Below are 23,589 nucleotides of genomic sequence, written 5' to 3'. Positions count from 1 at the left end.
TCCTTCCTGCGCAACTCCGTGCGCGAACTCGGCCAGACCGTCGTCATGGTCACCCACGACCCCGTCGCCGCCGCCTACGCCGACCGCGTCGTCTTCCTCGCCGACGGCCGCATCGTCGACGAACTCCACCGCCCCACCGCCGACACCGTCCTGGACCGCATGCGCCGCTTCGACGCCAAGGGCCGCACCAGCTGACCCACCGGCACCCGCCGACGCCCCTACGCGACTTCAGGACACCTCATGTACCGCACCGCACTGCGCAACGTGCTGGCCCACAAGGGCCGGCTACTGATGACGGCCCTCGCCGTCATGCTGGGCACCGCCTTCGTGGCGGGCACCATGGTCTTCTCCGACACCTTCGGCAAGGCCATGCGGGACAGCAACTCCAAGAGCTACTCGGACGTCTCGGTCCAGGTCGTGGACCGCGCGGCCGGCTCCCGGGCCACCGCCAAGCAGAAGAGCGAGGGCGGCTCCGCCTCGCTCACCGACGCCACCGTCCAGCAGCTGGCCGCCCTGCCGGGCACCGCCGGCGCGCGCGGCATCGTCAGCGGCTTCACCGGCGTCGCCGACCGCAGCGGCAACCTGATCGGCCAGTTCTGGGCCGCCAAGGGCGCCAACTTCGCCCCGGGCCAGGACGGCAAGGACGCCCGCTACCCGATGGCCGAGGGCCAGGGCCCGAACGGCGCCAAGGAGATAGCCCTCGACCGCAAGACCGCCGACAAGGCCGGCTACAAGGTCGGCGACACCGTCCGGGTCGCCACCAACGGCCCGGTGATCGACGCGAAGCTCACCGGGATCTTCACCACCGACGACCCGGTGGTGAACTCCGGCGGCACGCTGACCCTGTTCGACCGCACCACCGCCCAGCAGCTGCTGCTGGAGCCCGGCCGCTACAGCGGCATCGTGCTCACCGCCAAGCCCGGCACCAGCGAGGACGCCCTGCTCGCCCAGGCCCGGCCCAAGGTCCCGTCCGGCTCGCAGTTCGACCTGGAGACCGGCACGACGCTCAAGGCCGACGAGCAGAAGATGATCGCCGAGGGCACCAACGCCCTGCGCACGGTGCTGCTCGCGTTCGCCGGCATCTCGCTCTTCGTCGGCATCTTCATCATCGCCAACACCTTCACCATGCTGATCGCCCAGCGCACCAAGGAACTCGCGCTGCTGCGGGCGATCGGCGCCAGCCGCCGGCAGGTCACCCGGTCCGTCCTGGTCGAGGCCCTGGCGATCGGCACCCTCTCCGCCGTGGCCGGTCTGCTCGCGGGCATCGGGATCGGCGCCGGGATGCAGTCCCTCATGCTCACGCTGAACGAGAACATGCCGCAGGGCTCGCTGGTGATCAAGCCGCTCACCGTCGTCGTGACCCTCGTGGTCGGCGTCCTGGTGACGGTGCTGTCGGCCCTGCTGCCAGCCGTGCGCGCCGCCCGGATCGCCCCGGTGGCCGCGATGAGCAGCGGCGACCAGCCGGTCAGCCAGAAGAGCCTGGTGGTCCGCAACACCATCGGTTCGGTGCTCGCCATCGGCGGTCTCGCGCTGATCGGCTTCGGCGCCGCCACCGGCAACGACAGCGGCCGGATGCCGGTCGCCCTGGGCGCCTTCCTGGCCCTGATCGGCGTGTTCGTCCTGCTGCCGCTGCTCTCCCGCCCGGTCATCGCCCTGGTCGGCCCGGTGCTGCGCAAGCTGGCGGGCACCCCGGGCAAGCTCGCCCAGCAGAACGCCGTCCGCAACCCGCGCCGCACCGCCTCCACCGCCGCCGCGCTCACCATCGGCCTGACCCTGGTCAGCGGCCTCACCGTGCTGGGCGCATCGGTCACGGGCGTGATCGACCGGGCCGTCACCAGCTCGATGAAGGCCGACTACCTGGTCGGCGCCGCCAACGGCATGGGCCTCTCCGACCAGGTGCCCGCCCAGATCGCCAAGGCCCCCGGGGTGGCCGCTTCCTCGCCGATGACCAACGTCTTCTGGGAGCTCAACGGCACCGACAAGTCGATCAGCGGCCTGAACGCGGAGGGCTTCGACCGGCTCGTCGACGTCAAGATGGTCAGCGGCTCCACCGCCGCGCTCGGCCAGGGTCGGCTCCTGGTGGACCAGGACGTCGCCGCCAAGTTCAACGTGACGACCGGTTCGACGGTGTCCGTGCGCTACCCGGACGAGTCCACCGGGCAGCTCACCGTCGGCGGCGTGTACGAGAAGAGCGGCATGCTCGGCCCGGTCGTCCTGGCCAACGCCGAGATCGCCAAGCACGAGCCGCACGCGCACATCTCCGACGTCCTGGTCAAGGGCACGGACGGCGCCACCGCGGCGCTCAAGCAGTCGCTCAAGGACGCCACCGGCGCCAACCCGGTGATCGAGGTCAAGTCCAAGCAGGACGTCCGGGACGGCTTCAGCCAGAGCATCACCTTCGTCCTGAACCTGATGTACGGCCTGCTGGCGATGTCGGTGCTGGTCGCGATCCTCGGTGTGATCAACACGCTGGCGATGTCGGTCTTCGAGCGCAAGCGCGAGATCGGGATGCTGCGGGCGATCGGCCTGGACCGCGGGGGCATCAAGCGGATGGTCCGTCTGGAGTCCGTGGTGATCTCGCTCTTCGGCGCCGGCATCGGCGTACTGCTCGGCTGCTTCATCGCCTGGGCGATCAACGGCACGCTCAAGTCCAGCCTGTCCGGTCTGACCACCGTCCTGCCGTACGGCCAGCTGGCGCTGTTCCTGGCCCTGGCCGGCCTGGTCGGCCTGGTGGCCGCGATCTGGCCGGCCCGCCGGGCGGCCAAGCTGGACATCCTGGAGAGCATCAAGACCGACTGACACCGGGACGCGAAGGAGCCCCTGCCGAGGGTTGGCAGGGGCTCCTTGCACTTCTGTACTCCGCCCGGTCGCACGGCCGGCTGAGCACCACGGAGGTCGTGGTCCGGCGACACTGCCGGGCGGAGGGCCTCCGACTCATACCCCGGTGCTCCCACACCGGGGTCTCAGTCGCTTACTTGCTCGCGAGTTCCTTCTCGGCGACCGGCTTGGCGGCCTCCACGGGCTTCGTGGGCGGGGTGACCTCCTGGATGGGCAGGTACGGCTGCTCCATCTGGGACAGGCCGACCATCTCGCGCTTCAGGAAGACCGCGAGGGTCCAGTCGGTGAAGACGCGGACCTTGCGGTTGACGGTCGGGACCATGGCGCCGTGGTACGCGCGGTGGAACCACCAGGCCAGGCGGCCCTTCAGCTTGAACTTGCCGAAGAGGATCGCGACGCCCTTGTGCAGGCCGAGACCGGCGACCGCACCGAGGTTCTTGTGCTTGTACTCCTTCTGCGGGAAGCCGCGCATGCCGGAGACCACGTTGTCGCCGAGGACGACGGCCTGACGGCAGGCGTGCTGCGCGTTCGGCGGGCACCAGGCACCCTCGCCGGAGGCGAGGTCCGGCACCTGGGCGTTGTCGCCGGCGGACCAGACGTAGTCGAAGCCCTGGACCTGGAGGGTCGCCGCCGTGTCGACGTGGCCGCGCGGACCCAGCGGCAGGCCGAAGTTGGCCAGCACCGGGTTCGGCTTGACGCCGGCCGTCCACACGATGGTGGAGGCGTCGGCCTCCATGCCGTTCTTCAGGACGACGTGGCCGTCGACGCAGGAGTCCATGGAGGTCTCGATGTAGACCTCGATGTTGCGCTCGCCGAGCTTCTCCTTGGTCCACAGACCGAGGTCCGGGCCCATCTCCGGGAGGATGCGGTTGGCCGCCTCCACCAGGATGAAGCGCATGTCGTCGCGGCTGACGGTCTTGTAGATCTTGGCGGCGTCGCGCGCCATGTCCTCGATCTCGGCGATCGTCTCGACACCGGCGAAGCCACCGCCGACGACGACGAAGGTCAGGGCCTTGCGGCGGACCGCCTCGTCCGTGGTGGACTCGGCCTTGTCCAGCTGCGCCATGACGTGGTTGCGCAGGGCGATGGCCTCCTCCACCGTCTTCATGCCGATGCCGTTCTCCGCCAGACCCGGGATCGGGAAGGTGCGGGAGACGGAGCCGGTCGCGACGACGAGGTAGTCGAAGGGCAGCTCGTACGAGTCGCCGGCCGCGGGCGCGATGGTGGCGACCTTGCGGGCGTGGTCCACAGCGGTCACGTGACCGGTGAGCACCTCCGCCTTCTTGAGGGCGCTGCGCAGGGGCGCGACGAGGTTGCGGGGCGCGACGTTGCCGCCGGCCGCCTCGGGGAGGAAGGGCAGGTACGTCATGTACGACCGCGGGTCGACGACCGTGACGGTCGCTTCGCCGTAACGCATCTTCTTGAGGATGCGCATCGCGGCATACAGGCCGACGTAACCACCGCCGACAATGAGGATGCGAGGACGCTCCGTGGTGCTCATATCCGAAAGTATCCAGCACCGTCCGGAGCAGCCTTCGTGAGCCCGGTCACAAGCGTATGGACACCCCGTGCTACACTGCGCGGCCACAAAACGGCCCCCTCGGCGACATCTCACCGCCCCCGCGGGGACCCCGTGAGCACCGGGGGGCACACCACCCTGCTGAGCAGCAACGATCCGTACGGCATCCGGGTTCCCGCTCGTGATTTCGATTTTCAAACCTCAGACGAGGCCTGACCTGCGATCCAAGGGGCAGAGCCCGGCGGCGGCCTTCGGTCCCACAATTCGGACGTAGCGGGCGCACGGGTGCGACGAATGACGGCATCGCCATGTGAAGAAATTCACGAACTTTTCCGCCCGCGCCCGGGCGCGCCCCGGCCCCGGACCCCCATGCGGGGCTCCGGGACCGTTCGGGTAAGGCCCACGGCTGGTCAGGGGGCAATACTCGTCAGGAGGCGATGCTCCAGGCGATGCCGTCCAGGATGTCGTGCTCGCTCACGACGACCTCGGCCGCGCCGGTGCGCTCCATGATCTCCAGCAGTTCCAGCGCGCCGGCCGCGATCACGTCCACCCGGCCCGGGTGCATCGACGGGATCGCCGCGCGCTCGGCGTGGGTGGCGGCCAGCAGCTCGCGGGCGATCTCCGCGACCCGCTCCCGGCCGATCCGCGAGTGGTGGATCACCGTCGAGTCGTACGCCGGCAGCTCCTGGGCGATCGCGGACACCGTGGTGACCGTCCCGGCCAGGCCCACCAGGGTCGCCGCACCGGTCAGCGGGACGGTCTCCTCGGCCTTGTCCAGCTCGGCCCGCACGTGCGCCCGGGCCTCGGCGATCTGCTCCTCGGAGGGCAGCTCGGCGCCACCGAAGTGCCGCTCGGTCAGCCGCACGCAGCCGATGTCCACCGAGCGCGCGGCCTGGACGTCGTCCGCGCCGAGCACGAACTCCGTCGAGCCGCCGCCGAGGTCGAACACCAGGTACGGCGCGGCGAACTGACCGCCGGTCAACTCCTTGGTGGCACCGACGAAGGACAGGTGCGCCTCCTCCTCGCCGCTGACCACCTCGGGCTCGACGCCGAGGATCCCGCGCACGCCCGTGACGTACTCGTCGCTGTTCTCGGCGTCCCGGGAGGCGCTGGTGGCGACGAAGCGGATCCGCTCCGGGCCGACCCCGAAGCCGTCGATGACCTCGCGGTACTCCCGGCAGGCCGCGAAGGTGCGGGCCAGCGCGTCCGGGTGCAGCCGGCCGGTGCGGTCCACGCCCTGGCCCAGCCGGTTGATGATCATCCGGCGGTCCAGGTCGGTGATCTCACCGGTCCGCGGGTCCAGGTCGGCGACCAGCAGCCGGATCGAGTTGGTGCCGCAGTCGATCGCGGCCACGCGGGTCGTGCTCACTCGGACTCCTGCGCTTCGGCCTCGTCCGCCGCGCGCTTCTTGGCGGCGCGCTCGGCGGTCTTCTGCTCCTTGGCGGCGATCACGGCCGCGTGGTCCTGGTCCTTGGCCCGGTTGCGCAGGACCCGCTCACCGGCCGCCTCGACCTCGGCCGGGGAGACGCACGGACCCTTGGCCCACCAGTCCTCCAGCAGGCCGAGCGCCTCGTCGCCGAGCGGGTTGACGCCCTCTCCGGCGGCCAGCGAGTGGCCGACCAGCACGTGCAGGCACTTGACCCGGTCCGGCATGCCGCCGGCGCTCGGGAAGCCCTCCAGCACCTCGATGGCGTCGCGCCGGGCGATGTAGTCCTCGTGCGCCTTCTGGTAGGCGGCCGCCAGCTCCGGGTCCTCGGCCAGCCGGGCGGTCTGCTCCTTCATCACGCCGTCCGCCTCCAGGGTGCCGATCAGCGAGGCGGCCTTGGGGCAGGTCAGGTAGTAGAGCGTCGGGAACGGCGTGCCGTCCGGCAGCCGGGGGGCCGTCTCCACGACGTCCGGGTTGCCGCACGGGCAGCGGTGCGCCACGCCGCGCAGGCCGCGCGGGACCCGGCCCAGCTGGGCGGCGATGGCGGCGACGTCGGCGTCGGAGACGGCGGGGTGGTTCTCAGTGGTCATGGGGGGAGGGGTCTCCAGCGGGGGGATGGTCATGGATGCGGACGGGCCGGCGGCGGGGTCGGACCCGCCGGGATCGGGGCCAGGGCGGCGGTGTCGGCGGCGTCCACCGAGTCCCAGATGCTGGAGTACCAGGGCTTGGCGGCCTTCACCGCGCCGCCGGCCGTGCCGTCGGCGGGGGCGGACGGGGCGGAGGACGGGGCGGCGCCCGCTCCGGCCGGATCCACCGCGATGTACGGGGTCTCCCCCGGCATCGCGTAGTGCAGCCGGGCACGGGCCTGCGCCTTGACGTACTCGGGATCCTGCCAGCGGGCCTTGTCCCGGCGCAGCTGCTCGACCTGCTGCCGGGCGTGCTCGGCCTTCGCCCGCTGGGCGGAGATCTCGGCGCGCTGGGAGATGAACTGCCGCGTCGGGTAGGCGAGGATCGCCACCAGCGAGCAGAGCACCAGGACGAGGACGGTCGCCCGGCTCGTGAAGCGAGGACGGGCCGCCAAGCCCGGGATCCTCCAGCCAGCCATCTCCCGTTTCCCCTCCTGGTCGCGACGGTGCCCCGCCGTCCACCCTACGGGGTGAACGGCGGGGCACCGGTCAGGCGTGCACCACCGGAGGGGTTCGGCCCTCGCCCTTACGCCTCTTACTGGTCCGCAGAGCGGCTGTGCTCATTACTCCGCAGAGCGGCTGTGCTTATTACTCCGCAGAGCGGAAGCGCGGGAACGCGCCGCGGCCGGCGTACTCGGCGGCGTCGTCGAGGATCTCCTCGATGCGCAGCAGCTGGTTGTACTTGGCGACGCGCTCGGAGCGGGCCGGGGCACCGGTCTTGATCTGGCCGCAGTTGGTGGCGACGGCCAGGTCGGCGATGGTGACGTCCTCGGTCTCGCCGGAGCGGTGCGACATCATGCAGCGGTAGCCGTTGCGCTGGGCCAGCTCGACGGCGTCCAGGGTCTCGGTCAGCGAGCCGATCTGGTTGACCTTCACCAGCAGCGCGTTGGCGGTGCCGGTCTCGATGCCCCTGGCCAGGCGGGCCGGGTTGGTGACGAACAGGTCGTCGCCGACCAGCTGGACCTTGTCGCCCAGCTTGACGGTCATGGCCTTCCAGCCGTCCCAGTCCGACTCGTCCAGCGGGTCCTCGATGGAGACCAGCGGGTACGAGGCGACGAGGTCGGCGTAGTACTCGATGAGCTCGGCGGACGAGAGGGCCTTGCCCTCGAACTGGTAGGCGCCGTCCTGGTAGAACTCGGAGGCGGCGACGTCCAGGGCCAGCGCGACGTCGCGGCCGGGGACGTAACCCGCCTTCTGGATGGCCTCGGTGATGAGGTCCAGGGCCTCGCGGTTGCTGTCCAGGTTCGGCGCGAAGCCGCCCTCGTCGCCGAGGCCGGTGGACAGGCCGCGCTCCTTCAGCACGCCCTTGAGGGTGTGGTAGACCTCGACGCCCCAGCGGACGGCCTCGGAGAAGGACTCCGCGCCGATCGGGGCGATCATGAACTCCTGGATGTCGACGTTGGAGTCGGCGTGCGAGCCACCGTTGAGGATGTTCATCATCGGGACCGGCAGGACGTGCGCGTTCGGGCCGCCCAGGTAGCGGAACAGCGGCAGGTCGCTCGCCTCGGAGGCGGCGTGCGCGACGGCCAGCGAGACGCCGAGGATGGCGTTGGCGCCGAGCGAGGACTTGTCCGGGGTGGCGTCCAGGTCGAGCATGGCCTGGTCGATCAGGCGCTGCTCGGTGGCGTCGTAGCCGACCAGCTCCGGGCCGATCTGCTCGATGACGGCCAGGACGGCCTTCTCCACGCCCTTGCCGAAGTAGCGGTTCTTGTCACCGTCGCGGAGCTCCAGCGCCTCGAAGGCACCGGTGGAGGCACCCGACGGGACAGCGGCACGACCGGTGCTGCCGTCGTCGAGGCCGACCTCGACCTCGACCGTGGGGTTGCCACGCGAGTCGAGGATCTCACGGGCTACGACGACATCGATGGACGGCACGAGGCATCTCCTTGCGGAAGCAGGGTCCCGCTGACCAGTGGTGCGGTCGGCGGGATGATTGCGGAGTCGTTACGACCAGAGCCTAACCGCACGGGGTCGCGGGGCCACGCCGACCTCGGTCACGTCTCAGCGTGTGGCCCGGCTACTTACCGGTAGTTCACCTGACGATCCCGGGAAAAGGGGCGGAACCGGACGAAGGGGGGCCGATCCGGGGTCGGCCCCCTCCGTGGCGTGTCGCGCTGTGGCGTGTCGCGCCGTGGCGTGTCGAGCCGTGGCGCGCCGGCTCCGGCCGGCGTCAGCCGAGGTGCAGGACCTGGCCGGGCATGATCAGGTTCGGGTCGCCGCCGACGGTGCCGCGGTTGCCGTCGTAGACCGACTGCCAGCCGCCGGGGACGCCCTGGGCGGCGGCGATGCTCGACAGCGTGTCGCCGGCGTGGACGGTGTAGTCGTGGCCGCCCTGGGGAGCGACGGCTGCGCGCGGGGCCTGCTGCTGCGGCTGGGCGTACTGCTGCTGGGCCTGCTGCTGCGCGGCCTGCTGCTGGGCCTGGCCCGCGTACTGCTGGTAGACGCCCTGGTGGCTGGTCCAGTACCAGGTGCCGTTGTTCTGGTACCAGTACACCTTCGCGTCGGCGTCCCAGCCGGCCTTGCCGGAGAAGCCCGGGGCCTGGGGCTGGGCCTGCTGCTGGGGCTGGGCCGGCTGGGTGTGCTGCTGGTACTGCTGCTGCACGGGCTTCTGAGCCGGCTTCGGCTGGGCGGGCTTCGGCTGGGCCGGCTTCGCCGCGGGCTGCTGCACCGGCTGGGAGTGCTGCTGGGCGGCGGGCTGGGCGTCCGAGGTGTCGACGTCGGCCGCGGGGCCCCCCTTCGACAGGCCGGCCTTCTTCGAGCAGACCGGCCACGCGCCCGGCCCCTGCGAGGCCAGGACCTTCTCGGCCACCGCGATCTGCTGGCCCTTGCTGGCCTGGTTGGCCTGCGCCGCGTACGCGGTGCCGCCGAACGCCTTCCAGGTGCTGGAGGTGAACTGCAGGCCGCCGTAGAAGCCGTTGCCGGTGTTGATGCTCCAGTCGCCGCCGCTCTCGCACTGGGCGACGGAGTCCCAGGCGGTGGTCGGGGCGGCGGAGGCGCCGGTGGCGGTGAGGATCGGCATCGCGAGTCCGACGCCGGCCACTCCGGCGACGGCGATGGCCTTCTCGGTCTGGGTGCGACGGCGGTGACGACCGGTTCCAACGAACAGCATGAAGGGGTCCCTCTCCGCACGCCTGCGAGGTGAGCTGTCGGGTTCGGACCGGGAGGTGGCCCGGCCGCCGTCTGCGGAAACGATTCCGCTCGGGCGGCTTCACCCCAAGCCGTGGAGGAACGGCAACAAACCTGGTTCCCCCGCCCCTGCCCAGGGTTCTGGTCGGTTTCCCGTGGTGCGGCGGGCAGGACTCGGCGTTCCGCACTCGGGGTCCGCAGCTGCGAACTCCAGGGAGAGTAGACAGATCCTCAGACCAATCACAAGCTCATATCGCAGACATCACACAGAAATCACGGCGCGTGGTCGATCGCCTACCAACGGCGGTTGTTTGTCCGGATTGATGGGTGTTCATGCTGCCGGACACGCCCGCTTCGCGACGTTCCGTCAGTGTGTCGGAGCGTCCGGGCGGGCGTGCGGCGAGCGGCTCTCGGGACTGAATTCGACCGGAAGTTCGCGCAATCCGCGCATGATCAGGCCACCTCGCCACCGCAGATTCTCCGGGCTTTCCGCCAGTTCGAGATCGGGCAGCCGGGACAGCAGCGTGGCCAGCGCCGACCGCCCTTCGAGCCTCGCCAGCGGGGCGCCGATGCAGTAGTGGATGCCGTGCCCGAAACCCAGGTGCGGGTTGTCCGTCCGGGCCAGGTCCAGGGTGTTCTCGTCCGAGAACCTGGCCGGATCCCGGTCCGCCGCCGCCAGTACCACCAGCACCGGGTCGCCGACCGGGATGTCCACCCCGCCGATGGTCAGCGGGCGGGTCGCGAACCGCCACGTCGCGAGCTCCACCGGCCCGTCGTAGCGCAGGAGTTCCTCGATCCCGGTCTCCAGCAGCGCCGTCTCGCCGCGTGCCACCGACTCCTGCAGGAGGCGGCGCTGCCCGGGGTTGCGCAGCAGCGCGTACGTCCCGTTGCCGATCAGGTTGACGGTCGTCTCGAAGCCGGCGAAGAGGAGGATGAACGCCATCGCGGCGGCCTCGTTCTCGGTGAGGTGCTCGCCGTGGTCGCTCGCCCGGATCAGACCCGAGATCAGGTCGTCCCCGAGGTCCGCCCGCTTCCGGTGGATCAGCTCCAGCAGGTACGCCCGCATCCGCTTCACCGCCCGGCCCACGCCGCCGCGTTGGCCCCCGCCATGTCGAATCATCATGCCCGCCCAGTCGCGGAAGTCGTCCTGGTCCTCGGCCGGCACGCCGAGCAGGTCGCAGATCGCGTAGATGGGGAGCGGGAACGCGAACTCGTGGATGAGGTCCGCCGAACCGCGCTGCGCGAAGCCGTCGATCAGGCGGTCGGTGAGCTGCTGCACCCGCGGCTCGAACTCGGCCACCCGGCGCGGCGTGAACGCCTTCGACACCAGGCGGCGCAGCCGGGTGTGGTCCGGCGGGTCGATGTTCAGCAGGTGCGTCATCAGGTCCGCCTGCCGCTCCCCCGGGATCCCGACCCGGCCGGTGCGGTGCGCCTGCTCGCTGTGGTGCGCCGGGTTCTTCGACAGCCGGCCGTCCGCCAGCGCCTGGCGCGCGTCCGCGTACCGCGTCACCAGCCAGGCCTCCACCCCGCTCGGCAGCGTGGTGCGGTGCACGGGGGCGTGCTCGCGCAGCCAGGCGTACGCCGGGTACGGGTCGGCGGCGAACTCCCACGTGAAGAGCGGCGGGCGGGTGGCGTCGGCGTCGGGCTGAACTGGCATGGCACGACCGTATCCGGTGGGTCGGGGGCACCCCGTCATCTACGGTGAGTGACCGGCTCGTCAACGGCCCGCGGACGGCTTCGCAACGGCCCGCCAACACCTCGTGGACAGTGCGTGGACGGGTTTTGGACAGCTCTTGGACGGGTGGCAGGCGTGAGCCTGGTCACCTGAGGGGTAATCCCTGTTGCGGAGGGTCAGGACCTGCCTACGATCCTCGGCAGAAATCGTGGGCGTCAGTGCGGACCGCCCACAGGGAGGAGCGCACCATGCGGGTCACCGGGGCAGTCGTCGTCATCGCGGTACTCGACGGCGGGTCGGGGGCCGACCTCGCCCGCCGCTTCACCGCGGCCGGCGCCGCCGGAGTGCTGATCGCCGACCAGCGGGTCGGCGTCGCCGAGGACCTCGCCGCCGAACTCGACCGGCCCGGCTGCCCCGTCGTCGGCGTCGGCGGGGACGTCCGCCGCCCCAGCGACGTCGCCGCGCTCGTCGACACCACCGAGAAGCACCTCGGGCCGATCGACCTGTTCTGCGTCGCCGGCCCGGACGGCGAGCGGATCGTCTCCCTCGCCGACCTGCCCGACCACCTCGGCCTGGAGCGCCTCGCCGAGCTCGTCGCCCTCGTCGGCGAGGCCATCGCCGAGGTCGTCCTGCCGCAGCCGCGGGCCGCCGTCCAGGACGCGGCCTCGGCGGCCTGAGGCTTCTCGCTCTACTCCGGCTTGAGACCCTCCGCCTCGCGGACGGCGTCCCGGTAGGAGCGCGCCGCCGCGCGCAGCGCCGCGTCCACGTCCACCCCGGCGTCGTGCGCCCGCTGCGCCACGGCCAGCAGCAGCCGGCCCGCGGACTCCTCCGTGAGCTCCGCGGGCAGCTCGAACGGCTCGTCCGGCACCCCCTCGAACCCGGCCCGGCGCACCCGCGACACCAGCTTCGCCGCGTACGCGAGCGACGGCAGACCGGCCGGCACGCCGTCCAGCACCGACTCGCGGTCCGCCTTCTCGGCCGCCTTCAGCTGCTCCCAGTTCGCCTCCACCTCGGCGGCGCCCTCGGCCTCGACGTCCCCGAACACGTGCGGGTGCCGGTACATCAGCTTCTCGACGATGTCGCCGGCCACGTCGTCGATCGAGAACGCCTCCGTCGGGTGCTCCTCCGCGATCCGGGAGTGGAAGAACACCTGGAGCAGGACGTCCCCCAGCTCCTCGCGCAGCGTGTCCCGGTCCCCCTCCTCGATCGCCTCGACCAGCTCGTACGCCTCCTCGACCAGGTACTTCACCAGGCTCGCGTGCGTCTGCTCGGCGTCCCACGGGCAGCCGCCCGGCGAGCGCAGCCGGTCCATCACCGAGACCAGGTCCAGCAGCCGGGCCCCGGGCAGGTCGTACGACCCCGGCAGCACCTCGATCTCCGGCACCTCGCCCGCGTGCTCCACCGCCAGGCGCGCCAGCGCCTCCGTCAGGCCCGGGTCCCCGTCGGGGCTGCCCAGCCACACCGTGGGCCCCTGGCCCGCGGGCTGCTCGGTCAGCAGCCGCGCCAGCGCCGGCGCCGAGTCCGGCGCCACGACCTCCACGTCCACCCCGGCCTGCCGCACCGCGGCCACCTGCGGATGCCCCGCGTCCCCCGCCAGCACCCGCCCCGCCAACCGCAACGCCTCCCACGCCGGCCACGCCAGCAACCCGGGGGCCACCCGGTGGGTGGTGGTGAGCAGGATCAACTTCGCGCCCGGAGAATTCATCGTCACACCCCGAACCTACCCGCCCCAGCCACCCCCTCCCCAGGCCCCGCCCACAATCGACTTCCTGCACTCCAGCCCCACACCCAGCGCGGGGTCGTCTTGCCCGACCTCCTGCGCCCGCTGCACTCCAACCCGTGCAGCGTCCTCACACAGAAAGTCGGCCCCACCGACTTCCTGCGCCGCTGAAGCCCCGCTCGCCCCCGCCCCCACCCGCGGCCTTGCGCAGGAAGTCGACCCATCCGACTTCCTGCGCCACCAACGCCCCCGCCCCTGCCGCCTCCCCACGCCCGCATCACTTGCGGCCCCGCACAGAAAGTCGGCGCCATCGACTTCCGGCGCTGATGCTCCGTTCTCCCGCCCGCCCCACCTCCGCACCGCCCCCACCAGCAGCCTTGCGTAGGAAGTCGACCCATCCGACTTTCTGCGCCGAGGAAAAGATAGGACACGAAACACCAGCCTCCTGGGGCAGCGCCAGGCGGCCGGGAGCCGAGTGGCGGGCGCGAGAAGTCGGGCGGGCCGACTTCCTGCGCCGAAGACATGGGCGAGCCCATCGCAGGGCACTGCACCAGAAGTCGACGAGCCCGACTTCCCACGCCGGGCCCCTGGCGCAAGGCACACAGCCACCGCTCGGCACCTTTCCCGGCCCTCGCCAGAGGCGAACCCGCCGCGTCAGAGGTCGGCGGGGTCGACCTCTCGCGGCGGCGTCGGAGGCAAAGCCAACCAGCGAGCGCTCGGCACCTCCCGCGGCCCTCGCCACGGACGAACCCGCTGCATCAGAAGTCGGCGGAGCCGACTTCTCGCGGCGGCGTCGGAGGCAAAGCCAACCAGCGAGCGCTCGGCACCTCCCGAGCGCGACGCCAGCGGTGAGCCCGTCGCACCACTCTGCGCCAAAAGTCGGCGAGGCCGACTTCTCATGCCGGGCCCCAGGCGCAAGGTCAACAGCTGCCGCTCGGCGCCTTCCGCAGCCCTCACCGGGGGCGGGCGTGCTGTGCCGGGAGTCGGTGTGGGGCCGGCTTCCTGTGGTTCGGGTCAGCGGGTGGTGCGGTGGGGTTGGAGGGTGTTCAGGGAGTGGCGGAGGCGGCGGACGGCGGGGTGGTGGGGGCCGTCGCGGCGTTCGCGTTCGAAGAGGAGTTGGAGGAGCCACTGCCACGCGTTCTCGGCGTCGCCGGTGGCGGCGAGGCGGAGGCCGATGCGTTCGCGCAGGTCGAAGGCACGTTCCGGGTCGGGGTCGTGGGCCGCCGTGGCGAGGAGGGACTGGTACTCGGCCATCGCCTCCGCGCCCTGCCCGAGGTGGTCGAGGCAGATCGCCGCGCGGTAGCGGTGGTCGAGGCCCTGGGGCCCGTACGGCCCGCCCTCGGCGGTGGCGGCGAGGCGGCGGTACTCGGGGAGGGCCTGCGCGTGGTGCCCCTCCTGGAGGAGGGTGCGGGCGTAGATGGTCCGGATCGTCCGCACCAGCGGTGCGCCGTCCCCGAGTTCGGCTTCCGCGCGGGGCAGCAGCCGGGCGGCGAGGCCGAGGACTTCGCTGTGGCGGCCGGCGTCGACGAGGTCGGAGAGCCGTCCGCACTCCGCGCCGAGGTCCGGGGCCGACGCAACCACCGGGACGGCCGGTACCACCGGCGGCATAGGTGGCGGCGGCGGGGTCGCAGGGGTCTGCGGCACCGCTACGAGCCGGCGCGCGGGCTCCACGGCCGACGGCTGCGGCTGGTGCGGGAAGCGGTACGGCCGGGTGGGATCGGGCAGCGGTCCGTACCCCGGTTGCGGCGCCGGTTCGGCCGCGGGCAGCAGCGGGAGCAGCCGCCCGTACACCTGCCGGGCGTCGGCGGGACGGTCGGCGGGCTGTTTGGCGAGCAGGTCGAGGACGAGGCGTTCGAGTGGCTGCGGCACGTCCGGCCGCAGGTCACGCAGCGGAACCGGCGGATCGTCCACGTGCCGCCGCAGCACGCCGAGCGCGGTCGGCGCGCGGAACGGCTCCTCGCCGGCGAGCATCTCGTGCAGGAGGCAGCCGAGCGCATAGAGGTCGCTGCGCGAGTCGGTGGTGGTGGCGAGCGCCTGCTCGGGCGCCATGTAGGACGGGCTGCCGATCGGCACACCGGTGAGGGTGAGGCGGGTGGCGCCGGGGTCGAGGGCGGTGGCGATGCCGAGGTCCAGCAGGATCGTCCGGCCGTCGGGCCGGACCATCACGTTGCTGGGCTTGAGGTCCCGGTGGACCACCGGCACGGCGTGGACGGCGGCCAGCGCGGCGCACAGCTGGGCGGCGACGGCGACCGCCCGTCCGATCGGGAACGGCGCGTCCTCGGCGATGAGGTCGGCGAGGCTCACCCCCGGGACGTGCTGCATGACGAGGTACAGCTCGCCCTCGTCCTCCCCCGCGTCGAACACCGTGACCAGCCCGGGGTGGTCCAGCGCGGCCGTGATCCGGCACTCGCGGAGGAAGCGGCGGCGCAACTCGTCGCCGTGGCGGCGGTGTTCGGTGGTCGAGGTGGACGAGGTGACGGAGGTGGGGTCGGCGGCGAGGAGGTGGTCGGTGCGGAGCAGCTTGACCGCGACCGGGCGGTCCAGGCGCTCGTCGTAGCCGCCCCACACCTGGCCCATGCCGCCGTGACCGATCTTCTCGGCGAGGCGGTAGCGGGCTGCGATGACGCGGGCGGCGGTCACGACCGGCCCTCGCGGGCCTGGCGGCGCAGGAGTTCACCGAGTTCGCGCAGGTCGTCGGCGGGCGGCGGGGCGGCGTGACCGGGCATGGTCGCGCCGTACGGGGTGACCGGCGGCGGGAGGTACGGGACGGCGGGCGGCGGGGTCGTCCAGAGGGATCGGCGGTCCATCACGAGGAAGTGCAGCGTGGGGGTGAGCCAGAGCAGGCCCAGGGCGACCTCGCCGACGGCGTTCGCGGCGGAGGCCTTGTCGTCGCCGGCCACGCCCGCGCACACGACCATGGTGAGGAGCAGCATGCAGTAGACGACGGCGCCCGCGATGTCGTACGGGCGCCTGCGGCGTAGCGCCAGCACGAGGGACGGCACGGGGCCGAGCACACCCGCCGTCAGCAGCGGAACCAGTGCGCACAACACCCGGCCGCCCACCCCGAATCGCCCCGGCGGCTGGGCAGCGGCACCGGGCGGGGGTCCGAACGTCCCGGGGTACTGCCCTGACATGTGCGCTCCTGAGCTGGTGAGGACGGACGGACCGAGCACACGCTACCGCCCGGATTGCCCACGCTGGGGGCCTTCCGGGCGGCTGCTTGGAGGAGGCGTCAGCTGGGCTGCGTCGGCGGCAACTGCGGCGCGAAAAGTCGGCCCGCCCGACTTCCTGCGCCGGACGGGTTGAGGCACGGATGGGGTGAGGCGAAGTAGCCCGCCGGGAAGCGGGTTTGGGCAGGTGGAACGCGCGCGAGGCCGGGCCTTGGAGACCTTCCCGACGGGCTGCTGGGAGGGGCTCGGCGCCCGCCCGCCCGGCCTCCTGCGCCGGCGCGGGTCTTGGGCCGGGGTGAAGTAGCCGGGTGGGAATCGGCTTTGGGCGCGGAAAGCGCGCGGCCTACTGGGGAAGCGGGAGGCAGGCCTGGGACGGGGGACGGGCGGGGGCATCCGAAGACGGTGCGCCGGCCCGGCGGGACGAACTCGCAGGTGGGAAGGGGCATCTGCCAACACCATCGACGGCTGTGCCGGCCTCGCGCCACATGCCGAACACGTGGGCCGAGCGGGCGGCTGGTGGCCGAGAGGCACGTCAACGGAATTGACGGTTCCGGAGGGGCCGGGCCAACTACGTACCAGGGCGGTTGACGCGCAGGCGGTGAAGGGGCGGGCGATACGCCGACGTCCTCAGGCTGCCGGGTGTAGGCGTATGGCCCGATAGCCGCTGGGCAGAACCCACGCCCACTTGGTGAACGTGCGGGCTGGGGTGGGCGGTCGGCGGGGGCCGGAGAGCCGGTGGCCGATGGGTCGGCCGCGCCTCGGTGCCGAAGGCTGGGTGGGCGGCTCGGAGGCCAACTGCGCCTGCGCGTTGAGCGTGCGGCGTGGGTTGGGTGGGCGCGCGTAGGGCGGGTGGCAGGGCGACCACGCCTGCGGCCGCGCCTGTGCCTCGGGCGTGCGAGTGGGGCCCCAGAGGGCGGACCCCGACTGTGTGTTGAGCGTTGGTCAGGGGGTCAGGGTGCCGGTGGCCAGGGCGTCGGTGGCGGCTTGGGTGAGGGTTTGGGCCAGGGTGGCGGCTTGGGTGAGGGTGGTGGCGAAGGTGGCCAGGTGGGCGAAGGTCGTGCCCTGGCGCTGCTGGTCGGGGAGGGGGAGGCGGGGCAGTTCGACGCGGCGGATGTCGAGGCGGGCGGTCGTGGTGGCGTGGCTCGCGGCGCGGCGGGTGCCGGCGGTGGAGCGGAGGTGGCCGGCCAGGAACTCGGGGTCGAGGGCGGCCGGGTCGGGGCGGAGCAGGTGGAGGCGGCTGCCGAGGGCGGCGCCGACGAGGGGGCCTTCGGCCGGGACGACGCGGGCGAGGCCGCCGCCGAGGGCGGGGACGAGGACGTCGCCGGGGCGGGTGCGGAGGTCGCCGGCCGGGCCGGGGGTGGCGAGGGCCGCGGTGGGCGGGTTGCCGGTGGCGAGGTCCTGGTCGGTGACGACGAGCACCTCGCCGGGGCCCGGGCGGGTGGTGGCGCCGCTGCCGGAGGAGTGCACCTCCAAGGCGCCGCCGCGCACGAGCTCGCCGATGGTGACGACGCCGGTGACGGGCGCCGCGCCGGGCCGGGGCAGGAGGGTGGCGGGGTCGGCGAGGCCGGCCAGGAGTTCCGTCAGCCGCCCGCTGAGGTGGGACAGTTCGGCGGCGCCGCCGAGCGGTGCGGCGGGCGGGACGTGCCGGGCGGGCGAGAGGTCGGTCTCGTCGTCGAGCAGGTCGATCGCGGCCATGGCCCGGTGGACGCCGGGGACGTCGGCGGGCACCGGTTCGCCGTCCCGGGCGGCCCGGTCGAAGGCGCGCCAGGCGTGGACGACCGTCCGCCGCAGTCCGGGCCAGTCGACCTTGTCGCGCCCGCCCTCCACCGGGGCCGACCCGGCGTCGAGGAGCAGCACCTGGCGGAAGTCGTCCCCCGGTTTGGGGGCGCGGAGCACCCAGAGGTGCAGCGGCACCCCGTACGGCGGGGCGGCGCCGGCGGGCAGGGCGATGACGGCCCGCAGGGCGCCGGAGCGGAGGAGTTCGGCGCGGACCCGGCGCCCGGCCCGGCGTGCGGCGACGGCGGGGGGCAGCAGGAGGGCGGCGAGGCCGCCGGGGCGGGTGTGCGCGAGGCAGTGCAGGACCCACGCGAGTTCGGACTCGCCGCGCGGCGGGACGAGCCCGCCCGGCCACCGGGTGTCGAACTGCAGCTCCTCGCGTCCCCAGTCCCGTTCGTTGTACGGGGGCTGGCAGAGCACGGCCTCGAAGGTGTCGCCGGGGTAGGCGTCGGCGCGCAGCGCGTCGCCGGGGCGCAGGGCGAGCGGGAGCGGGCCGGGTTCGGCGGCGGGGGCGTGCAGGGCGAGCCGGAGCCGGGCGAGGGCGGCGGTGACGGGGTCGGCGGCCTGGCCGTAGCGGCCGGTGGTGTGCGGGTGGGCGAGCAGGACGGCGCCGAGGCCGGCGGCCGGGTCGAGCACGGTGGCGGGGACGCCGGCGACGGCGGCGAGCAGGTCGGCCGCCTCCGGCGGGGTGGAGCTGAGCTGGCGGATGTTGGCTTCGGCGTAGCGGGTGAGCAGTTGCTCGTACACACCGGCGGCGCCGGTGTCGGCGGCGAGGGCGGCGAGCAGGCGTGCGAGGTCGAGCTGGGTGCTGCCGAGGAGTCCGGGGAGGCGGAGGAGGTCGGCGTCGTCCGCGTCGAAGGTGTGAACGACGGTATCGGCGACGGCCCTCGGGAGCGCGGTGGCGAGGCGCGTGTCGGGTTCGGCGGCGAGGGCGGCCCAGCGGTCGGGGGCGCGGTGCAGCAGGAGGAGGACGGCACCGGCCTCGACGAGGGGGGCGGCGGGGCGGCCGGCCGGGTTGCGGAGGGTGTCGACGTACTGCCAGGCCCGTTCCAGGGGCGGGAGTTCGGCGATCTTGCCCTGTGCGCGCAGCCAGGCCTCGACCGCGCCGAGGGCGAAGGTCGGACTGGCGTCGGTGCCGCCGACCGGGCGCGGGAAGTCGGCGTGGCGGCGGCGCCAGTTGCTGACCGCGGCCCGGCCGACGCCGGCCAGCCGGGCGATCTCGACGGCGGTCACTTCGGCGCGGTCCGGCACGGGAGGCTCCTTCGGCGGCGAGGGCGGGCCCGACGCGACTCGACCCGGGGGTGTGATCACACAGCATAGCCAGGCGTCTCCTCGACTCCGTTCACGTGTGAACAGAGCTCTTTTGCGAAATACCGTTGACATGGTTCACGCCGAGTGGTGTGATCTCTTCGTCGCCACCGAACGGAGGCGGCACCCAGGAAGACCACCGAGCACCGGGAGAACAGCCATGTCCGCCGCCGCCCGCCGCACCACCGCCCGCCGCTCCGCCGCCCTGCTGCTCGGCGCCGCGCTGGTCACCCTCACCGCGACCGCCTGCAACTCGACCGGCGGCGCCTCCGTCTCGACCGAGGCGAAGCAGAGCGCGGCCGCCGGCACCGGGTCCCCGGCCGCCGCGGGCACCCCCGCCGCACCCAGCAAGCCCGCCGACGCCCCCAAGGCCCCCGCCAAGATCGGCGACACCATCGCGCTCAAGGGCATGGACAAGGGCAACACCGCCGACGTCATCGCGGTGAAGGTGGTCGACCCGGCCGAGAGCGCCAACGAGTACCTCAAGCCGGCCGACGGCAAGCACTACGTGGCGGTGCAGTTCCAGATCAAGGCCACCGGCACCCAGGCCTACGGCGAGGCCCCCGCCAGCAGCGCCAAGGTCGTGGACACCCAGGGCCAGGCCTACGGCCCGAACCTGGAGGAGACCAAGGCCGGCCCGGCCTTCCAGACCCCCACCAACATCGCCCCCGGCGAGACCGGCAAGGGCTTCGTCACCTTCGAGGTCCCGGACGGCCTCAAGCTCGACAAGGTCCAGTTCGCCCTGGACAACGGCTTCTCCAACCAGGTCGGCCAGTGGAAGATCGGCTGACGGCCCGGCGCACCGCGAAACCCGGGCGGAAAGGCCCGCCGCACCGCGAAACCCGGGCGGAAAGGACGACGGCGGCCCCGGGCAGAGCCCGAGACCGCCGTGCACCAACCGCCCGCGGTTGCTACTTCTTCGCCCCCGCCAGGTCGTCGAACATCGCCGACAGGAACTCGCTGCACCACCCCAGCAGCTCCCGCCCGACCAGCGGCTTGCCACCGATCCGGCCGGTGCTCGGCCGGGGCACCAGCAGCTGCTGCGCCGCCGCCTTGACCTGGCTGCGCGGGTACAGCCGGTTGAGCCGCAGCTGCTGCGACTCGCGCAGCTCCACCGGCCCGAAGCGGATGTTCGAGCCCTGCAGGGTGATGTCCGAGATCCCGCACCGCCGGGCGTACAGCCGCAGCGCCGCGACCAGCAGCAGGTTCTCCACCGGCTCGGGCAACTTGCCGTAGCGGTCCACGAGTTCGTCGCGGACCTGCTGGATGTCCGCCTCCGAGTTGACCGCCGCGATCGAGCGGTAGGCCTGCAGCCGCAGCCGCTCGCCGGGCGCGTAGTCGTGCGGCACGTGCGCGTCGACGGGCAGCTCGATCTTCACCTCGAGCGGCTCCTCCTCCGGCTCGCCGCCGTTCGCGAGCGACTCGCGGAACTCGGCCACCGCCTCGCCGACCATCCGCATGTAGAGGTCGAAGCCGACGCCCGCGATGTGCCCGGACTGCTCGCCGCCGAGCAGGTTGCCGGCGCCGCGGATCTCCAGGTCCTTCATCGCGACGTACATGCCGGCGCCCATCTCGGTGTGCTGGGCGATGGTGGCCAGCCGCTCGTGCGCCGTCTCGGTGAGCGGCTTCTCCGGCGGGTACAGCATGTACGCGTAGCCGCGCTCGCGCCCGCGCCCGACCCGGCCGCGCAGCTGGTGCAGCTGGGAGAGGCCGAAGGTGTCGCCGCGCTCGACGATCAGGGTGTTGGCGTTGGAGATGTCGATGCCGGACTCGACGATCGTGGTGGACACCAGGACGTCGAACTCCTTCTCCCAGAAGTCGACGACGACCTTCTCCAGCGCGGTCTCCCCCATCTGTCCGTGCGCAGTGGCGATCCGCGCCTCGGGCACCAGGTCCTTCAGCCGGGCGGCCGCCTTGTCGATCGACTCCACCCGGTTGTGGATGTAGAACACCTGGCCCTCGCGCAGGAGTTCACGCCGGATCGCGGCCGAGATCTGCTTCTCGTCGTACGGGCCGACGAAGGTCAGCACCGGGTGCCGCTCCTCCGGCGGGGTGGTGATGGTGGACATCTCGCGGATGCCGGTGACGGCCATCTCCAGCGTGCGCGGGATCGGGGTTGCGGACATCGTCAGCACGTCGACGTTGGCGCGCAGCTTCTTCAGCTGTTCCTTGTGCTCGACGCCGAACCGCTGCTCCTCGTCGACGATCACGAGGCCGAGGTCCTTGAACCTGGTCTCGGAGGAGAACAGCCGGTGGGTGCCGATGACGACGTCCACCGAGCCCTCGAACAGGCCCTCCAGAACGGCCTTCGCCTCGCTGTCGGTCTGGAAGCGGGACAGCGCCTTCACCGTGACCGGGAAGTTGGCGTAGCGCTCGGCGAAGGTCGAGAAGTGCTGCTGCACCAGCAGCGTGGTCGGCACGAGGACGGCCACCTGCTTGCCGTCCTGCACCGCCTTGAACGCCGCGCGCACCGCGATCTCGGTCTTGCCGTAGCCGACGTCGCCGCAGATCAGCCGGTCCATCGGGACGGACTTCTCCATGTCCGACTTGACCTCGGCGATGGTGGTCAGCTGGTCCGGCGTCTCCGCGTACGGGAAGGCGTCCTCCAGCTCGCGCTGCCACGGGGTGTCCGGGCCGAAGGTGTGGCCGGGCGCGGCCATGCGCGCCGAGTAGAGCTTGATCAGGTCGGCGGCGATCTCCTTGACCGCCTTCTTGGCGCGCTGCTTGGTCTTCGCCCAGTCGGCGCCGCCGAGCCGGTGCAGCGTCGGGGCCTCGCCGCCGACGTACTTGGTGACCTGGTCGAGCTGGTCGGTCGGCACGAACAGCCGGTCGCCGGGGTGGCCGCGCTTGGCGGGGGCGTACTCCAGCACCAGGTACTCGCGGGTGGCGCCCTGGACGGTGCGCTGCACCATCTCGACGTACCGGCCGACGCCGTGCGCCTCGTGGACGACGTAGTCGCCGGCGGCCAGGGCGAGCGGGTCGATCGCGTTGCGGCGGCGGGAGGGCATCCGGCGCATGTCCTTGGTGGAGGACTTCTGGCCGGACAGGTCGGTCTCGGTGATGACGGTGAGCTTGAGGGCCTCGTCGACGAAGCCGTGCTCGATCGAGCCGCAGGAAACGTGGACGACGTCCCGGGTGGGCGCCTCGGCGAGGTCGGCGACGAGCCGGGCCGGGATGCCCTCGTTGCCGAGCACCTCCGCGAGCCGGGAGGCGGGCCCGTGGCCCTCCGTCACCATGACGACGCGCCAGTCGGAGGCCAGCCGCTCCTTGGCGTCGGCGATCGCGCGGGCGGTGTCGCCGCGGTAGGCCTCGACGGCGTGCATGCCGAGGGTCAGCGTGTTGGCGTCGAATTCGAGGATGCCGTCGACCGTCGACTCGCTCGTCGCGAACGGGCTGACGGACCACCACGGCAGCCCGATCTCGTCGGCGTGCTCGCGCACCTCGGCGAGCGAGCGCAGCGAGGCGGCGGAGACGTCGATGGTCTCCAGGTCGATCGGGCGGTCGCCGCCGGCCGCCGCGGCGACCCAGGAGGCGTGCAGGAACTCCTGGCTGGTGGCGACCAGGTCGGCGGCCCGGGTGCGCACCCGCTCGGGGTCGCAGACGACGGTGACCGAGCCGAGCGGCAGCACGTCGACCAGCAGCTCCATGTCGTCCACCAGGACGGGCGCGAGGGACTCCATGCCCTCGACCGCGATGCCCTCGGCGATCTTGTCGAGGATCTCGGCCAGCCCGGGGTGCGCGGCGGACAGCTCGGCGGCCCGCGCCCGTACCTCGTCGGTGAGCAGCAGTTCGCGGCAGGGCGGCGCCCACAGACCGTGCTCGGCGATCTCCAGCGAGCGCTGGTCGGCGACCTTGAAGTAGCGGATCTCCTCGACGTCGTCGCCCCAGAACTCCACCCGAAGGGGGTGCTCCTCGGTCGGCGGGAAGACGTCCAGGATGCCGCCGCGGACGGCGAACTCGCCGCGCTTCTCCACGAGTTCGACGCGCGCGTAGGCGGCGGCGGACAGCCGGCGGGCGACCTCCTCCAGGTCGTGCGACTCCCCCCGCTGGACGGCGACCGGCTCCAGCTCGGCCAGCCCCTTCACCTGCGGCTGGAGCACCGAGCGCACCGGGGCGACGACCACCTGCACCGGCCCGGCCGCCGGGTCGTCGGCGCGCGGGTGCACGATGCGGCGCAGCACGGCGAGCCGGCGCCCGACGGTGTCCGAGCGGGGCGAGAGCCGCTCGTGCGGCAGCGTCTCCCAGGCCGGGTATTCGGCGACGGCGTCGGGCGGCAGCAGCGAGCGCAGGGAGGCGGCCAGGTCCTCGGCCTCGCGGCCGGTGGCGGTGACGGCGAGCACCGGAC

At 72.7% G+C, this 23,589-nt stretch carries 14 protein-coding genes, 2 pseudogenes and 1 riboswitch; of the genes and pseudogenes, 4 read left to right on the top strand and 12 right to left on the bottom strand.

The window, feature by feature from the left end:
• Both AB0O00_RS09770 and AB0O00_RS09765 read left to right on the top strand, forming a co-directional pair.
• Nucleotides 1-195: pseudogene (locus AB0O00_RS09770) on the top strand (ABC transporter ATP-binding protein); the annotation flags it as partial.
• Nucleotides 196-240: 45 nt separating this feature from the next.
• Entirely contained in the window at nt 241-2,799 is a 2,559-nt protein-coding gene (locus tag AB0O00_RS09765) for an FtsX-like permease family protein (RefSeq protein WP_363649929.1), read from the top strand.
• Nucleotides 2,800-2,971: 172 nt separating this feature from the next.
• Here AB0O00_RS09765 and AB0O00_RS09760 read toward each other — a convergent pair whose 3' ends face one another.
• The 7 genes and pseudogenes from AB0O00_RS09760 to AB0O00_RS09730 form a co-directional block, all read right to left on the bottom strand.
• Nucleotides 2,972-4,339 (bottom strand): FAD-dependent oxidoreductase, encoded by a 1,368-nt coding sequence (locus AB0O00_RS09760; RefSeq protein ID WP_363649927.1) that lies wholly within the window; start codon nt 4,337-4,339, stop codon nt 2,972-2,974.
• A gap of 445 nt (nt 4,340-4,784) precedes the next feature.
• Nucleotides 4,785-5,726 (bottom strand): Ppx/GppA phosphatase family protein, encoded by a 942-nt coding sequence (locus tag AB0O00_RS09755; RefSeq protein WP_363649925.1) that lies wholly within the window; start codon nt 5,724-5,726, stop codon nt 4,785-4,787.
• Nucleotides 5,727-5,875: 149 nt separating this feature from the next.
• Nucleotides 5,876-6,391 (bottom strand): annotated as a pseudogene (locus tag AB0O00_RS09750) (DUF501 domain-containing protein); the annotation flags it as partial.
• Between the two features lie 11 nt (nt 6,392-6,402).
• Entirely contained in the window at nt 6,403-6,864 is a 462-nt protein-coding gene (locus tag AB0O00_RS09745) for a septum formation initiator family protein (RefSeq protein ID WP_363649923.1), read from the bottom strand.
• A 193-nt stretch (nt 6,865-7,057) separates the two neighbouring features.
• On the bottom strand, nt 7,058-8,344 hold the full coding sequence (gene eno, locus AB0O00_RS09740; protein WP_363649921.1) for a phosphopyruvate hydratase: 1,287 nt from the start codon (nt 8,342-8,344) through the stop codon (nt 7,058-7,060).
• A gap of 295 nt (nt 8,345-8,639) precedes the next feature.
• Nucleotides 8,640-9,578, bottom strand: a complete 939-nt coding sequence (locus tag AB0O00_RS09735; protein ID WP_363649920.1) for a transglycosylase family protein — start codon at nt 9,576-9,578, stop codon at nt 8,640-8,642.
• 5 nt (nt 9,579-9,583) lie between these two features.
• A riboswitch (cyclic di-AMP (ydaO/yuaA leader) is annotated at nt 9,584-9,752 on the bottom strand.
• 210 nt (nt 9,753-9,962) lie between these two features.
• Complete coding sequence (locus AB0O00_RS09730) at nt 9,963-11,252, bottom strand: cytochrome P450 (RefSeq protein WP_363649918.1); 1,290 nt, start codon at nt 11,250-11,252, stop codon at nt 9,963-9,965.
• 266 nt (nt 11,253-11,518) lie between these two features.
• On the opposite strand from AB0O00_RS09730, the gene AB0O00_RS09725 reads away from it, so the two are divergent.
• A complete protein-coding gene (locus AB0O00_RS09725; RefSeq protein ID WP_363649916.1) occupies nt 11,519-11,947 on the top strand; it encodes an SDR family NAD(P)-dependent oxidoreductase in 429 nt (142 codons plus the stop codon).
• Nucleotides 11,948-11,958: 11 nt separating this feature from the next.
• Here the strand turns inward: AB0O00_RS09725 and AB0O00_RS09720 are convergent, their stop codons facing one another.
• The 4 genes from AB0O00_RS09720 to AB0O00_RS09705 all read right to left on the bottom strand — a co-directional run bounded on the left by AB0O00_RS09720 (nt 11,959) and on the right by AB0O00_RS09705 (nt 19,187).
• Nucleotides 11,959-12,975, bottom strand: coding sequence for a MazG family protein (locus tag AB0O00_RS09720; protein ID WP_363649931.1), 1,017 nt, complete (start codon nt 12,973-12,975; stop codon nt 11,959-11,961).
• 1,029 nt (nt 12,976-14,004) lie between these two features.
• A complete protein-coding gene (locus AB0O00_RS09715) occupies nt 14,005-15,630 on the bottom strand; it encodes a serine/threonine-protein kinase (RefSeq protein WP_363649914.1) in 1,626 nt (541 codons plus the stop codon).
• Nucleotides 15,627-16,040 carry a hypothetical protein gene (locus AB0O00_RS09710; protein WP_363649912.1) on the bottom strand — a complete coding sequence of 138 codons (414 nt, stop codon included), beginning with the start codon at nt 16,038-16,040 and terminating at the stop codon, nt 15,627-15,629. Before AB0O00_RS09710 ends, AB0O00_RS09715 begins: the two co-directional genes overlap by 4 nt.
• A 1,062-nt stretch (nt 16,041-17,102) precedes the next feature.
• Nucleotides 17,103-19,187 carry an N-6 DNA methylase gene (locus tag AB0O00_RS09705; RefSeq protein WP_363649911.1) on the bottom strand — a complete coding sequence of 695 codons (2,085 nt, stop codon included), beginning with the start codon at nt 19,185-19,187 and terminating at the stop codon, nt 17,103-17,105.
• A gap of 217 nt (nt 19,188-19,404) precedes the next feature.
• Here AB0O00_RS09705 and AB0O00_RS09700 point away from each other — a divergent pair, with 217 nt between their 5' ends.
• On the top strand, nt 19,405-20,034 hold the full coding sequence (locus AB0O00_RS09700; protein ID WP_363649909.1) for a DUF4352 domain-containing protein: 630 nt from the start codon (nt 19,405-19,407) through the stop codon (nt 20,032-20,034).
• A gap of 121 nt (nt 20,035-20,155) precedes the next feature.
• On the opposite strand, the gene mfd is transcribed toward AB0O00_RS09700, so the two are convergent.
• The coding region (mfd, locus tag AB0O00_RS09695) for a transcription-repair coupling factor (RefSeq protein WP_363649907.1) at nt 20,156-23,589 on the bottom strand (3,434 nt) is incomplete at its 5' end.

Source organism: Kitasatospora sp. NPDC093558 (assembly GCF_040683475.1).
GTDB lineage: Bacteria > Actinomycetota > Actinomycetes > Streptomycetales > Streptomycetaceae > Kitasatospora.
This window is presented reverse-complemented; position numbering and strand designations above follow the sequence as displayed.

What these genes read in the sequence shown, in the direction of transcription:
- AB0O00_RS09765 (WP_363649929.1), top strand. Translation starts at nt 241, where the DNA reads ATGTACCGCACCGCACTGCGCAACGTGCTGGCCCACAAGGGCCGGCTA.
- AB0O00_RS09760 (WP_363649927.1), bottom strand. Translation starts at nt 4,339, where the DNA reads ATGAGCACCACGGAGCGTCCTCGCATCCTCATTGTCGGCGGTGGTTAC.
- AB0O00_RS09735 (WP_363649920.1), bottom strand. Translation starts at nt 9,578, where the DNA reads ATGCTGTTCGTTGGAACCGGTCGTCACCGCCGTCGCACCCAGACCGAG.
- AB0O00_RS09730 (WP_363649918.1), bottom strand. Translation starts at nt 11,252, where the DNA reads ATGCCAGTTCAGCCCGACGCCGACGCCACCCGCCCGCCGCTCTTCACG.
- AB0O00_RS09725 (WP_363649916.1), top strand. Translation starts at nt 11,519, where the DNA reads ATGCGGGTCACCGGGGCAGTCGTCGTCATCGCGGTACTCGACGGCGGG.
- AB0O00_RS09720 (WP_363649931.1), bottom strand. Translation starts at nt 12,975, where the DNA reads ATGAATTCTCCGGGCGCGAAGTTGATCCTGCTCACCACCACCCACCGG.
- AB0O00_RS09700 (WP_363649909.1), top strand. Translation starts at nt 19,405, where the DNA reads ATGTCCGCCGCCGCCCGCCGCACCACCGCCCGCCGCTCCGCCGCCCTG.